General features: G+C 41.1%; 12 protein-coding genes. 3 read left to right on the forward strand and 9 right to left on the reverse strand.

The window, feature by feature from the left end; genetic code table 11:
- Positions 1-60: 60 nt before the first annotated feature.
- Entirely contained in the window at positions 61-708 is a 648-nt protein-coding gene (locus FLL46_RS26495; RefSeq protein WP_142935393.1) for an OmpW/AlkL family protein, read from the forward strand.
- 190 nt (positions 709-898) lie between these two features.
- On the opposite strand, the gene FLL46_RS26500 is transcribed toward FLL46_RS26495, so the two are convergent.
- Positions 899-1,504 (reverse strand): TetR/AcrR family transcriptional regulator, encoded by a 606-nt coding sequence (locus tag FLL46_RS26500; protein WP_142935395.1) that lies wholly within the window; start codon positions 1,502-1,504, stop codon positions 899-901.
- A gap of 127 nt (positions 1,505-1,631) precedes the next feature.
- On the opposite strand from FLL46_RS26500, the gene FLL46_RS26505 reads away from it, so the two are divergent.
- The gene (locus tag FLL46_RS26505) at positions 1,632-2,528 is read left to right on the forward strand and encodes an oxidoreductase (protein WP_210418830.1); all 897 of its coding nucleotides are present in this window, start codon (positions 1,632-1,634) and stop codon (positions 2,526-2,528) included.
- Positions 2,525-2,932, forward strand: a complete 408-nt coding sequence (locus tag FLL46_RS26510) for a hypothetical protein (protein WP_142935399.1) — start codon at positions 2,525-2,527, stop codon at positions 2,930-2,932. The genes FLL46_RS26505 and FLL46_RS26510 overlap by 4 nt, the downstream gene beginning before the upstream one ends.
- A gap of 237 nt (positions 2,933-3,169) precedes the next feature.
- Here the strand turns inward: FLL46_RS26510 and FLL46_RS26515 are convergent, their stop codons facing one another.
- From FLL46_RS26515 to FLL46_RS26550, 8 genes are all read right to left on the reverse strand, one after another.
- Positions 3,170-3,853, reverse strand: coding sequence for a TSCPD domain-containing protein (locus FLL46_RS26515; RefSeq protein WP_142935401.1), 684 nt, complete (start codon positions 3,851-3,853; stop codon positions 3,170-3,172).
- A 59-nt stretch (positions 3,854-3,912) separates the two neighbouring features.
- Positions 3,913-6,063: an adenosylcobalamin-dependent ribonucleoside-diphosphate reductase gene (locus tag FLL46_RS26520; protein ID WP_142935403.1), complete on the reverse strand. Its 2,151-nt coding sequence runs from the start codon at positions 6,061-6,063 to the stop codon at positions 3,913-3,915.
- Positions 6,064-6,365: 302 nt separating this feature from the next.
- Positions 6,366-8,093: a BatD family protein gene (locus FLL46_RS26525; protein ID WP_142935405.1), complete on the reverse strand. Its 1,728-nt coding sequence runs from the start codon at positions 8,091-8,093 to the stop codon at positions 6,366-6,368.
- Positions 8,093-9,859 (reverse strand): vWA domain-containing protein, encoded by a 1,767-nt coding sequence (locus tag FLL46_RS26530; protein WP_168204330.1) that lies wholly within the window; start codon positions 9,857-9,859, stop codon positions 8,093-8,095. Before FLL46_RS26530 ends, FLL46_RS26525 begins: the two co-directional genes overlap by 1 nt.
- Positions 9,849-10,937 carry a vWA domain-containing protein gene (locus FLL46_RS26535; protein WP_142935409.1) on the reverse strand — a complete coding sequence of 363 codons (1,089 nt, stop codon included), beginning with the start codon at positions 10,935-10,937 and terminating at the stop codon, positions 9,849-9,851. The genes FLL46_RS26530 and FLL46_RS26535 overlap by 11 nt, the downstream gene beginning before the upstream one ends.
- Positions 10,934-11,476 carry a DUF4381 domain-containing protein gene (locus FLL46_RS26540; protein WP_142935411.1) on the reverse strand — a complete coding sequence of 181 codons (543 nt, stop codon included), beginning with the start codon at positions 11,474-11,476 and terminating at the stop codon, positions 10,934-10,936. Before FLL46_RS26540 ends, FLL46_RS26535 begins: the two co-directional genes overlap by 4 nt.
- Entirely contained in the window at positions 11,473-12,543 is a 1,071-nt protein-coding gene (locus FLL46_RS26545; protein WP_142935413.1) for a DUF58 domain-containing protein, read from the reverse strand. The genes FLL46_RS26540 and FLL46_RS26545 overlap by 4 nt, the downstream gene beginning before the upstream one ends.
- Positions 12,544-12,650: 107 nt before the next feature.
- The gene (locus FLL46_RS26550; RefSeq protein WP_142935415.1) at positions 12,651-13,634 is read right to left on the reverse strand and encodes an AAA family ATPase; all 984 of its coding nucleotides are present in this window, start codon (positions 13,632-13,634) and stop codon (positions 12,651-12,653) included.
- Between the last annotated feature and the right edge of the window lie 153 nt (positions 13,635-13,787).

Here is a 13,787-nt window from a genome sequence, read left to right on the forward strand (position 1 = left end):
CTTTATCGATCGAAAAGACTAGACTGACGGTGCTTTTACAACAACCTGATAGGTCTTTGAATGATGAAAAAAACATGTCTTGCGGCAGCTGTTCTGGCTGCTTTTTCTACGCCAATATTTGCAAATGACGAAAGCAATTCAAATTGGATTTTTAGAACTGGAGTCGCTCAGGTTACTCCCAATGATGATAGTGGTACTATACTTGGTGGCAGTGTCGGTGTCGATTCGAGTACCGGGGTAGGGCTCAGCCTAACTTATATGCTTGATAGCAATTGGGGAATTGAGGTGCTTGGTGCCTTGCCATTCACTCACGACATTGAAGGCAGCGGGGCATTATCGGGTGTTTCAATAGGTGAAACCAAACAATTGCCACCAACGTTCAGCCTGATTTACCAATGGGGTAATGAAACAAAATATCATGTTGGTGCCGGGCTTAACTATACAGAGTTTTTTGACGAAAAAAGTGATGCGGACTTGAACAATGCGTTGGGTGTACAAAGCGATTTAGAGTTAGATTCCTCGACCGGATTAGCGGTGAAGTTTGGGTTTGATACGCCGGTCTCAAAAAATTGGAATTTCAGTGGAAGTCTCTACTATATTCAAATCGATACCACTGCCGATGTGATTGTCAATAATGCTGTTGCTGCGAGTGTTGATGTTGATATCGATCCCTGGGTTTTGATGTTAGGGGTTAGTACTCAGTTTTAAACGATTTATTTATTGTAAGCATCACCACAAAAAATACAGTTGTGATTTTAAACCTTGGTTGACACCTGTTGTATATTTTACACTGTGCTAACTGAGGTTTATTGATCAGATAATAGTAAAAAGTTAAAAATATTTAGCAGGCACTTTTTTGCATCTAGTACCCGCCAAGATAAATCTATCAGTTCGCTTATTATTCGTTTCCGTATCTTGCTAAGAAAAGTCGGATGAACTCGGTCTTTAATTTTTGACCTGCCTTTTTTTCAATTGGGCCTCTTACAATCGGTGGCCAAAAGAAAGTACCAGCAAATAAAGACCAAAAAGATTCAGCTGCTAGTGCAGGATCCTTAACATTCATACGGCCATCGAGTGTTGCTTTTTTCAGCCACTTAACTAATCCGTCTTCTTGGGAGTCGGAGAATAAAACTGCTCGCTCAGCCATTAAGGGGTGAGTAATGAAAGCACATAAGGTGACACGCATTAATCCTAATTGTTTCGAATCTTCGGTTAACTTCATTTTCGAATCGGCAAAAGCACCCAGCTGGTCTTCAATAGATTTTTGAGGGTCATATTCAATATTTTTGCTTTCGAAAGCCCCTCTGAGAAATCGATTAAATGCTTCTTCTATCAATGATTCTTTACTGGAGAAGTGATTGTACACGGTTCGCTTTGACGAATTAGCTCTCTCCGCTATCAAATCCATACTCGTTTTTTCGAAGCCAAACTCGATAAATGCGTCGATAGCCGCATCTAATATGGATTCCCGCTTTGCGCTAGTATCTCTTTTTTTTCTAACCATATCAGCCTTTTATGATTAAATTACACTGGTCAGTGTAATTTAACTTGATATCCTCTAATTATTAAATTACACTGTGTAGTGTAATTTAATCTATATCTTAGTCAAGAACTTTAATTTGGAGGTTAGCGTGGATAATGACAAGAAAGTGGCAATTGTAACTGGGGCTAATGGCGGTGTTGGCTATGAAGTGACTAAAGGGCTATTAAAAAGTGGTTTTCATGTTGTGATGGCTTGTCGAAGTTTGGAAAAAGCGAATAAAGCTAAAATACAAATTCTTACCGATTTTCCTTCATCCAAACTTGAAGTAATGACGGTCGATTTGTCTGACTTTGAGTCGGTCAAAATTTTTGCCCAGGAATTTCAATCAAAGTTTCAGCGCTTAGATATTCTGGTCAACAATGCAGGCATATTATTAAATAAACCCAAGAAAAATCGCGCTAATATCGAAATGCAATTCGCCACTAATCATCTCGGGCATTTTTTACTTACATCATTATTGCTCCCATTAATGCCAGATTCGAAAAGTTCTCGGGTTGTATCATTAAGCAGTTTAGCCCATAAAAAATCTGAAATATTTTTTGATGACATAAACTGTGAGTCACAAACTAAGTGGGATGTTCCCTATGCCCAGTCGAAACTGGCTTGTTTGATCTTCGCTGACGAATTACAGAGAAAACTTAAACTAGCAGGTAAAAAAATTATTTCGGTTTCTGCGCATCCTGGTGGTACTGATTCAGGCTTGTTTGAACATATGTCGCCAATTTTGATGGGTATTATGAGGTATACGTTTGTACCCATTTTTCTCCATTCCACAGAGAACGCGGCAAAGCCAATTTTAAAAGCTGCTCTGGATAGCGAAGCAGAGGGAGCTGATTATTTTGGACCAACCGGCCTTTTTGAGATGAAGGGAAAACCTGGATTTGCCAAACGAACAAAATATTCTCAAAGGGAAGATGTCGCCGGCCGATTATGGAGTCTGTCAGAAGAGTTAACTGGTGCAACATTCAAGGTAGACGCGCTATGATTAGAAAAATATCTCGATATTATTCATACTTATTGATTTTAGGTGCTATTGGAATGACGGCATGGGGCCTCGCTGGATTTATTGAGTATTTATTTGGTGCTACCGTTATTATTCCACTGCAGAATCCGAATTTTCCACCCGGAACTCAATTTATTCATTGGCTATTGATTAGTCTTTCAGGCGCGATTTTTCTCTTTGGTTATTTCAAAAGATGGAAATATACGCCAAATGTAAAAGTGGTTATATACGCTTGCCTGGCAACCATGTGTTTTATCCAGACTTTTGACTTTATGACAAGAGAAGACCGTTATATTAGCTATGTGGTAGAAGTCACAAACTATATTGTGGTTTCAATTTATCTTTTCAAATCGAAATTGATGCAAGAGCACTTTAGGAGGAACTAGAAGTGTTGTTGGGGGAGGGGGCCACAATGCGCGTTAAAGAAAAAAAAGCCCGACAATAAAGCTATCGGGCCATCATGGTGGTATTAATTTTGAGTAGATAATCTCCAGCTCAAAATTAGATCAGCCAAATTCTTATTAATTACCTGCCTTGGTTAACCAAGGCATTGCATAAGTGGCAAGGTGTATCAATTTGCAACTTACAGTGGTTCTCACAGGACATATTCTAAACTAGGCTGCTTACCCACACTTAGAATCACCACAACTTAAACAAGTCATGCATCCATCCATCAGTACAGCGGCTTTGGTCATACACTTATTACACATTTGCGCGCCTTCAGGGTAGTCTCCGTTGTACCCAGTAGCATTGCCTTGTTGTTGTAGAGATTCATACTCTTTTCTTTTTTCGTTCACTAGTGCCTGTTGATGTTCATCTAATCCAGGATCTTCTAAAAGACCAATCATTTTTAAGTGAGACTCAATGGCATCGCCGATTTCAGCCACCAGTGAAGGCATAAACTTCCCGCCGGGCTTAAAGTATCCGCCCTTAGGATCAAAAACTGCTTTTAATTCTTCGGCCAGGAAAGTGCAGTCACCACCTTTACGAAACACAGCAGAAATTACCCGAGTTAGTGCAACAACCCACTGAAAGTGATCCATGTTTTTCGAATTAATAAAAATTTCGAATGGACGACGTAGCTCGTGCTCTGTTCCTGGGTTTAACACGATATCGTTAATCGTCATGTAAAGCGCATGATCTGATAATGGTGTTTTTACTTTGTAGGTAGAACCTAATAGCATTTCTGGTCGCGCAACGCTCTCATGCATTTGCACGATTTCGGCGCTTTGCTTTTTTTCCTCGACAGGTTTTTCATCTGCCTTAACTTTATATCCAACTATCGATTGACTGATAATCTTTGGCATTTTCTTTTCCGTTAACTTTTCATAGGTTAGAAATTTGTCATTAATAAAATACGGAAAGCTTAAAACTTTCCGTAGTATCCTTCTTTGAGTGCATCGAAAAGGTTGGCAGCTGTATGAATTTCTCCATCGTACTCAACCTCTTCATTACCTCTTAATTCAACCAACGTGCCATCTTCCAATGTAAATTGGTAAGTGGTTTTCTCAAGGTCTGTTTCTTTCACCAAAACGCCCTGGAAAACTTCAGGATTAAAGCGGAAGGTTGTACAACCTTTGAGACCTTCTTTATAAGCATAAAGATAAATATCTTTAAACTCATCATAATCGAATTCCGTTGGGACATTAGCCGTTTTCGAAATTGAAGAGTCGATCCACTTTTGTGCCGCAGCCTGAATATCTACATGTTGAGTCGGCGTAATACTATCTGATGTGACGAAGTAATCAGGTAGTTGCTCTTCAGGATTTTCCGAATAGGGCATTGCTTGTGGATTAACCATATTTCGATAAGCAAGAAGCTCGTAAGAGTATACATCAACTTTTTCTTTGGTTTTCTTACCTTCACGGATCACATTTCGCGAATAGTGGTGCGCGAAGCTTGGCTCAATACCATTACTTGCATTGTTGGCGAGAGACAAAGAAATAGTGCCTGTTGGGGCGATTGACGAGTGATGGGTAAAGCGCGCGCCAACCTCTGCTAACTCTTCAACTAATTCTGGCTCAACTTCTCCAATTTTTTGCATATAACGACTGTATTTGGCGTGAAGAACTTTGCCTTTAACTTTATCGCCGACCTTAAAGCCGTCTTTGATCATTTCTGGACGTTTGTGCAGCATAGCTCCGGTAATTTCAAATTCCCTTTCCATTATCGGCGCAGGGCCTTTTTCTTTGGCCAGCTCCAGACCAGTTCGCCAACCTTCAACGGCTAACTCACGGGTGACTTGCTCGGTAAAATCAATAGATTCAGCTGAACCATATTTTTTACGTAGCATCGTTAGCGTGGAACCTAGTCCAAGATAGCCCATACCATGGCGTCGCTTATTATGAATCGCGTCGCGCTGGCCGATTAAAGGTAGCCCGTTAATTTCAACTACATTATCCAGCATTCGCGTGAAAATACTGACGACTTTACGGAATTTATCCCAATCAAATGCGGCTTTTTCGGTGAAAGGGTGGTTAACAAAACGAGTCAGGTTAACCGAACCTAACAAACAAGAACCATAGGCGGGTAATGGTTGCTCACCACAAGGATTCGTTGCACGAATATTTTCACAAAACCAGTTATTGTTTTTATCGTTAACTTGATCGATCAGAATAAAACCTGGCTCAGCAAAGTCATAGGTGGAGGACATGATCAAGTTCCACAAATTTTTCGCTTTAATGATTTTGTGGACTCGACAAGCGACCTGTCCTACTTCATTAGTAATATAACCTTCGGTAGTAGACCACTCTCGCCAAACGATCTGGCTGGTATCAGAAATATCAATTTCGTCAATCTCAACTTCTTTCATGGTGACAGGGAAAACTAACTTCCAATCTTCGTCGTTGATAACAGCTTGCATGAACTCATCAGTGATCAGCAAAGAAAGGTTAAATTGTCGTAAGCGCCCATCTTCTCGTTTAGCCTTGATAAACTCCATAACATCTGGATGGCTTACATCGAAAGTCGCCATTTGTGCACCACGTCGTCCTCCAGCTGAAGAAACGGTGAAGCACATTTTATCGTAGATATCCATAAAGGAGAGGGGGCCAGAAGTATAGGCGCCTGCACCAGAGACGTAAGCGTTTTTAGGTCGTAACGTGGAGAATTCATAACCGATCCCACAACCTGCTTTGAGCGTCAATCCAGCCTCATGGACTTTGTCTAGAATGTCATCCATCGAATCTTCGATAGTGCCTGAAACAGTACAATTGATGGTAGAGGTCGCTGGCTTGTGCTTGAGCGCACCGGCATTAGACATAATTCGACCTGCTGGAATTGCGCCATGTCTCAACGCCCAGACAAATTCATTGTAGACTTCTTGTCGTTTTTCTTTGTTTTCTACTTCTGCGAGCGCTTTTGCGACGCGCTCATAAGTTTGATCGATATCCTTATCAACCGGAAGGCCTTCTTTGGTTTTTAATTGGTATTTTGTCTCCCAAATATCAATGGAGGTATCTTGGAATTTAATTTGAAAGTTTTCTGGAGTTTGAGCTTTTTTTAAAGAAGCGGTCATTAATGGAATCCCTCGTTCCTTAATCGTATTTTCGTCTTTGTGAGTTCGCTTAATTATGGCTTTAGAGTCAGTCTAATGTCATAAAAGTAAGCTAACTACGCCAAGATTGTGTGTAAGTCTGTGACTAAACACTGAGTAAAATGTTATTTAAGTGTAGACAAGCAGAAATTATTTACAAACCTGATAATCACTATATCTGGTAGCATGGCTTCTGCATGCGACACAATATATAGATGGAGGGGGATAAAGTAAAGCACTAAATTGCGAAAATTTAGCGCTTTGAAATTGCTCTAGCGACGGAGTTATCTGGGGTACAGCGGAGGAATGGACTCGGAGCCCTTGCTACTACGTTGGCCGGATATCTCATTAATCAATAGGTCTAAATCTTTATTTTCGAGCACGATTGAGTGATTTTTTTGCGTTGCAGAATAAAGTCCAGCTTCAAGAGAATTTAACTTGTCGATCAACTCTTGATTTGACACCTGATTGCTGAGTGAGCCGATTGAATGAATATTTGAATAACCAAGACTTTTAACCAGGTTAATTATTGTTTTCTCCAACTCAACAAGGTCTCCATTATTGATGGCTTTACGAGCAAGTCTTAAATTTTCCTTTTGAGACTCTCCAACGATTTTGTCCTGGGCCTTTTTCGTCTTTGCGCTGTTTTTGGGCACACCTGACTTTTTGTTAAAGTAGGCAATTAAAGTCAATAACCAAAGCGCGAGTAGTCCGGCAGAGATCATTTGCCATTGTTTTAACGCTTTATCGTTTACTGGCGTTGTTAGATCGCTGTCTACACCAATGGGTGGTAAATCAACTGGTTGTGGTTCTTTAGTGATAGCTTCTCCAGCTAGCACATTAAATGTTTTAGACGGTAAAATCGCTGTTTTCTGGACATTATTAACGGTGTCCCACCAATTAAGCTTAATTTCCGGGATTGTGATGGTTCCTTCCTTTGAGGGGATAACTGCATATTTTTCTATTCGCTGGCCCATAATACCTTTGCCATCAATCTGGCGTTCTTTCTGCGGTGTGTCGGGGTAGAGTTGCAAACCATCGATCGTCGGTAGAGAGAGTTCCGGTAGTTGAGATTCACTTAAACCTTGAACTGTCATAAGCAAGGTCCAGGTGACAGGTTCACCAACTTTTAATTCATTCGTCGTCGGTGTCCATTTGTCCGCTAAAATCACATTTTGCGCAGGTAACCAGGGATTAGATGCAGAAGCTGGTTTGGGTTTAACTGCTAAATTAATCGGTTTAGTGGTAATACTGACTGGACGGGTCGAATTAAGAAAAACACTGCGTCGGCGCTGACTGTTGTCATTAACATCGGCAGTGAAACTGACGGGGCTGATAAGCAAATTTCCGCTTTGTTGTGGGAAAATTGCGTATTTTCGTTTCGTGACAATATACCTTCTATTATTAATCATTTTCTCAAATTGAACATCGTCGCCAAGTTTTTCAACAATGCTATTTTCGGCCGTTGGTTCGGTCAGACTGGCATAATGCGTATTCACTGAACGATAAAGGCTGATAGTGTATATTATCTGTTGTTGTACGTAGGCGTCTTCCTGGTCAACTTCAGCTTCGAGGAAAATCGCTTTTGACTGACCGTTGAGATCTAATTGATCTGAGGAATCTTTTATGGTCAAAACAATGGGTTTGGTTGACTCATTGCCTACCGTTATTGAAGGTATGGTGACTTTGCCTGTTTGCAGGGTTTTTAATTTTATTTTCCAGCCCTTAATCGCTGAACGACTGCCATTTACAATTTGTGTATGTTGGTATTGGCTATTTGAGACAATGGTAAAACTAGAAGGGATTAACGATAGGTCTGGCTGTACATTTGTCTCTCCATCTATTTGAATATCAAGGACAAATGTTTCACCGGCAGAAATATCGGTTCTATCGATGGTTTGAGTTAATTTAGCTGAAACCGTATTGCTTACAAGCAATAGAAATAGAGCAAGAAACTTAATCATCGAAAGTTTAATTTTTGGGCGTTTTAGTGTCAGTCTCATTGATTGCATTACCAAAGTTTCTCTTCTTTTTGTTGACGCCCTCGGCGTTGATATTCTCGATACATTTTTCGACGTAGCAGACCACCGGGATCATCTGGGATTTTTTCCAGCCAATGCTCTAAAGCTTGATCTTTTTCGGATTTATTTCGCTGGTCTTCCGTCATTTCCATTTCTTTTTGTTCAGCTTCTTGCTGTTCTTGTTCTTCAGCGCTTTGTTGTTGCTCTTGCTGTTGATTTTCCTGTTGTTGCTCAGAATTTTCATCACTTTTTTGTTGTTCTTGAGAGTCTGATTCAGAATCCTGTGACTGTTGATCTTTGTTTTGTTGATCAGATTCCTGATCTTTTTGCTGTTGGTTTTGTTGCTGTTGCTGCTTTAGCATGTCTTCAATAATTTTTTTATTAAATTGTGCGTCTTCGTGATCAGGCTGTTTTTCCAGAAGCTGATTATAGGCGTCTAGTGCCGGCTGCAACTGTTGTGATTTCGCCATGCTGGTAGCGTGGTTATATAGCGACTGAATTGATTGCTCAGGATCGAAATTATTCGCTGCTTCGGCAAAATTGCCATTTCGATATTGAGAAGTTGCCTGCCACTGTTGATTTTCATAGAGTTCAGCGGCTTTTTCATAGTTGCCCTGTGCATAGGCTTTGTCGGCTTGTTGGTTTTTGGTAAACCAGAGATCATCCCATGAAACTGCCTGAACTGGCTGTGGGGTCATCAGGCCAAACGTTAACAAAACAGTTATCCCGATATTTACCTGGTTAAATTGTCCTGACGGTTGGCGGATAATTTTCACTAGCAATAGGGATAATGCTAGCCAGATTATCCAATAACCATCATCAATCCAACGACTGAGTGCCTGATTTCCTTCTTCAGCTTCGTCTGAATTTTCAGCTTGCCATTGCTGGTGTCTTTGTAAGTATTCAATGTCTTTATCGTCCGCTGTCAACTTAACATAACCAGCATTGGTTTTTTCGGAGATTTCGATTAATGAAGAAGCTTCCAGCTTAGGAATGACAATCGCGCCGCTGTTATCTTTTAAAAAACCATTGCCATCGGGCAAAGGAATAGGAGCACCTTGTTCAGTTCCAACAGCCAAAATAGACAATTGGTAATGACTTTGTTGAACGCTTGAAATAATAGGATCAACAAACTTGCTCTCGACACCGTCGGTCAGCCAGATAATACTGCCTCTGGTGTGTTTTGCATTTTTTAACAACTCAATTGATTGGTTGATGGCAACATCAGGACGGCTTCCTAACACTGGCATTATTCTGGTTGAAAGTGTCGGAACCATATTAGCAATTGTATTTGAGTCCGACGTCAATGGGCTGATCACAAAGGCGTCACCAGCATAGACAACGAGTGCAACTGTGCCTTCTTTTGTTTGGTTAAGTACGTCGAGTAACTTGAACTTTGCTCGTTCAAGACGTGATGGTTTGATATCCGTCGCATCCATTGACAATGAAAGATCGAGCAGAATAACCTGTGCGTTTTCGGTTTCAAAAACAGGTACTGCTTTTTGTCTCACGCTCGGTCCACTAATCGCTATTATAATCGAGCAGGCTAATAATCCGACTAACCAGATAGATGATCGAACTTTATTTTTTTCGCCACTGACAAACAGAAATTCGAGCAGGTGAGGGGAAATCACATTTTGCCAGGCTGATTGTTTTCTGGCACTGTGTTTCAGATAGAAAACGATCAGTAACACCGGAATCAGCAGCCACAATAAATAAGGGCGTAAAAAATGAAAATCAGTTATTTCAATGGGCATTTGAACGCTCCACATTCGTCATGTTTTTTCGTTTGCTCTGAGGTGTTTCAACAAAAGATTTCTTGCTAGAAGTTTTGTTAATGGACGTTAGTAACTCGGAGAACAAATTAAACAGTATGGGTAGCATTAATAAAATAAGTGCCGCCAAACCCGGGTAAAAATATAATTCTTGAACTGGACGATAAGTTTCTGGTTCATCTTCAACGGGTTCTAATTGATCGAGTAAATCATAAATTTTTGCAAGTTCGTTAGTACTCCGTGCGCGGAAATATTGGCCGCCGGTTAGTTGAGCGACTTGCTTGAGTGTTTTCTCGTCGAGTTCAGCTGATGGATTAAATTTGGTTGTTCCAAACAATAATGAGCGGCGTATTACTTCATCTGCGCCAACACCAATGGTATAAATTTTTACACCAGCATGCTGGGCGAGCTTCGCCGCTTCTATTGGATCGAGTTCGCCTGAGTTATTTCGACCATCGGTTAACAAAATTAAAACGCGATTTTGTTCGGGACGTTCTCTCAGTCTTTTTACCGCCAATCCAATACCATCGCCAACCGCAGTTCGAGAGGCGCCCGCCAGTCCTATTTCGGTTTCACTTAACATGTGTTTTACAGTTGTTAAATCAAATGTCAGCGGCGTTTGTAAATAAGCGTTTTCGCCAAACAGCACTAAACCAAGTCGATCGCCTTCACGTTTCTCAATAAACTGCGTAATAATAGATTTAACCACCTCAAGTCGATTAGCCGGGCGACCAGCCAGTTTCAAATCTTCTTCTTCCATACTGCCAGAAATATCAATACTAAGAAGCAGGTCTCGACCGCTAACCGGCAACTCGATGGGTTCATCAATCCATTGAATTCTTGCCGCTGCGGTGACTAGTGCAACCCAGGTTAAAAACACGAGTAAACGTTTTAAAAAACTACTTGATGTGGTTGAGTGAGCCTGTTGCATCGCCTGCCATTTGGCAAACAAAGGTGTTCGAATAGGGGACAGTTGAGGTTGTCTTGATTTTGTAAACAACCAGATAATTAGTGGTAGCGGTATCAACAAAAATACCAGGGGATAGGCGATCTGAATCATAGTTTTTGTTCCCCGGCCTGTTTGCGAATACCGGCTTGTTTACGAATAATCGTATCGATAGCCGTTCGGCTAGTATCAATTAATGATTGCCAGAGATGATGATCAACCTGTGCATTGGCTTGATATATTTTCTCACTAAAAACTTGTTGCTGTTCTTCACTAAACAACAACTGATGATTACCTTTTGGATTTTGTTCTGAGTATTGCTGATTGAGAAAACTGATCCAATGATTTCCAGAAAGCGCCGCCACTTGTTGTGCAGGAAAATACAGCAGGCAAATACGTTTTAGTAAGGCCGATAGTTTTGCGATTGCCTGATTATCAGGATGAAGTTGCGCAATTTGATTGAGTTCTTCATTGGCTGGTTTTAGCAAGTAGAGTGAGCGACGTTTTTTGTACCAGCGATAAATAATAAAAGCAACCAGGAATAACGCCAAGGCAATTAAAAACCACCAGCCGGGGGCGAGTTGCAATTGATTAATCTGTTCTGGTAAATGAATGTCTCTTAGTTGATCGAGAGGATTTTCAGCCTGGTTCATCGGCGACCTCCCGACATATTGTTGTTACCGGAGGCATCCATTTTTTCGTTTAGCGCGCGACCACTATTAGTTTGGTGCTGGCCGACAGATTGCTGCTTGAAGTTAGTATCCACCTGAGAAAAAGCTCCACGGTGGCTGAGCGCGAAATCTTTTACGAGTTCAATTTTATTTTCGAAGGCTTGTCGGTAATTTTCTCTCATACCCTTTTGTTGAGTATTTAAAAATCCATTAGTGGTGCCATCGGTAATTCCATATAAGCCGTCAGGGGGTAACTCTCTTTCTATGGGATCACTTATCTGAATGCAATGAATGTCGGCGTGTTGAGAGAGTTTACTTAAATGTCTTTGACAACTCTCGTCAAACTGATTGAAGTCGCTAACAATGTGAATCAGCGTTCCCGGCTTAGCTAGAAACTTGAGACGTTTTAATGTCTGACTAAATTGACTATCAACCTGCGAAGTATCTTCTTTGCCGACTGTTTTTTGCTCGCCGAATGTCAGGTTAAGAATCTTTTGATGGTTTTCAACGATTCGATTTAATAAACGCATGCAGTTTCTGCGATTACTCGATGGCTTCATCTCCACATGGTTTGATTGGGAAAATAACAAAGCACCAAATCGATCGCCGTTGGACAAAGTATTCCACATCAGCTGGGCGGCTATTTTGCTGGCGACGACTGACTTGAATACCTCTGCAGTGCCAAAAAACATATTAGGCATTTGGTCGAGTACAACAAATACAGGCCGTTCTCTTTCTTCTTTAAATAGTTTTGTGTGAGCTTCGCCGGTGCGGGCAGTGACTTTCCAGTCAATATTGCGAATGTCGTCACCGATTTGATAGAGACGAACTTCGTCAAAATCCATTCCGCGGCCTTTAAAGCGAGAACGAAATCCACCGACACGATTGGTTTTTACTCGCGAATCGGGCGCAAGCCATTGGATAACTGGTTTGTTGCGCGTTTCTATCAGCTGGCCCAAGGATAAGTCGATACCAAATTTGAAATCCTCTGGCAGTTCTTCTTGTGTACTGGTAGCAAATTTATGTGATGGTTTTGACCAAACTGTCATTAATTTATTCCAAATCCTACCGGGTTAGTGGTTACATAAGTTCGTAAAGAGCGTTTAATAACTTTAAAATATGCTGTTAATTTTAACCTCTCCAACATCAATTTTAATCAGGCAACCGGCGTAATCTGAATAAGTCGATTGATAACCATATCTGTGTTAACGCCTTCCGCTTCCGCTTCGTAGGTGAGTATTAATCGATGACGCAAAATATCGTAGGCCATATTTTGAATATCTTCTGGTGTGACATAATCTCTACCGGCCAACCATGCAGCTGCACGCGCGCAACGATCAAGAGAAATCGTAGCACGCGGACTCGCACCATAATCAAGCCACCGGTTTAGATCTTTATCTAACGATGCTGTGTCTCTGGTGTTAACAATTAGTTGGATTATATAGGCTTCCAATTGCTCAGACATGTGAATGTCGAGAACTTGATCCCGTGCGACAAATAAATCTTCCTGCTTAAGTACAATTTGTTCGTCGTCCTGGTATGCTTTGTGTGCTTCGGCGCGTGTCAACTTGAGTATTTCGGCTTCAGCACTCGCGTCTGGATAGTCAACTTTTACGTGCATTAAAAATCGATCAAGTTGTGCTTCTGGAAGTGGGTAAGTTCCTTCCTGCTCGATCGGGTTCTGCGTTGCCATGACCAGGAACAACTCAGGTAATTTATATGTTTTGCTGCCAACAGTGACCTGTCTTTCAGCCATGGCTTCGAGTAGCGCTGATTGAACTTTGGCCGGAGCACGATTGATTTCGTCAGCCAGAACTAGATTGTGGAATAACGGGCCTTTTTCGAAGCGGAAACTGCCGTCTTGAGGCCGGTAAATTTCAGTTCCAGTTAAATCGGCAGGCAGCAAATCAGGGGTAAACTGTATGCGATGAAAGTTGCCTTCAATACTTTTGGATAGGGCATTAATGGCACGTGTTTTGGCTAATCCAGGAGCTCCTTCGACAATCAGGTGGCCATCTGCCAATAAAGCGATCATTAAACGGTCAACAAGTGACTCCTGGCCAATTATCTGTTGACAGAGATTGGTTTTTAGCTGAGCGAAACTGTCTTTTAATGATGAATTGGTCTCATTCAATAACATACGAATACGGCCTTTTGTAATAATTTTTCGAATTGGGGTGCATTTTTAACTGATAATACTCGGTATTTCCAGTGGTTAGACGTTTTTTGTCCTAAAAGTTTTAGATGAAGTGCAACAAAATATTAAACTTTGCCTCATTTGAGGAAAAACGCG

This window comes from Aliikangiella coralliicola, from assembly GCF_007004725.1.
GTDB classification, from domain to species: Bacteria; Pseudomonadota; Gammaproteobacteria; order Enterobacterales; family Kangiellaceae; genus Aliikangiella; species Aliikangiella coralliicola.

Excerpts from the sequence above, each read along its gene's own strand:
- FLL46_RS26510 (WP_142935399.1), top strand. The coding sequence starts at position 2,525 with ATGATTAGAAAAATATCTCGATATTATTCATACTTATTGATTTTAGGT.
- FLL46_RS26545 (WP_142935413.1), bottom strand. The coding sequence starts at position 12,543 with ATGACAGTTTGGTCAAAACCATCACATAAATTTGCTACCAGTACACAA.
- FLL46_RS26525 (WP_142935405.1), bottom strand. The coding sequence starts at position 8,093 with ATGCAATCAATGAGACTGACACTAAAACGCCCAAAAATTAAACTTTCG.
- FLL46_RS26495 (WP_142935393.1), top strand. The coding sequence starts at position 61 with ATGATGAAAAAAACATGTCTTGCGGCAGCTGTTCTGGCTGCTTTTTCT.
- FLL46_RS26515 (WP_142935401.1), bottom strand. The coding sequence starts at position 3,853 with ATGCCAAAGATTATCAGTCAATCGATAGTTGGATATAAAGTTAAGGCA.
- FLL46_RS26500 (WP_142935395.1), bottom strand. The coding sequence starts at position 1,504 with ATGGTTAGAAAAAAAAGAGATACTAGCGCAAAGCGGGAATCCATATTA.
- FLL46_RS26535 (WP_142935409.1), bottom strand. The coding sequence starts at position 10,937 with ATGATTCAGATCGCCTATCCCCTGGTATTTTTGTTGATACCGCTACCA.
- FLL46_RS26530 (WP_168204330.1), bottom strand. The coding sequence starts at position 9,859 with ATGCCCATTGAAATAACTGATTTTCATTTTTTACGCCCTTATTTATTG.
- FLL46_RS26550 (WP_142935415.1), bottom strand. The coding sequence starts at position 13,634 with ATGTTATTGAATGAGACCAATTCATCATTAAAAGACAGTTTCGCTCAG.
- FLL46_RS26540 (WP_142935411.1), bottom strand. The coding sequence starts at position 11,476 with ATGAACCAGGCTGAAAATCCTCTCGATCAACTAAGAGACATTCATTTA.
- FLL46_RS26520 (WP_142935403.1), bottom strand. The coding sequence starts at position 6,063 with ATGACCGCTTCTTTAAAAAAAGCTCAAACTCCAGAAAACTTTCAAATT.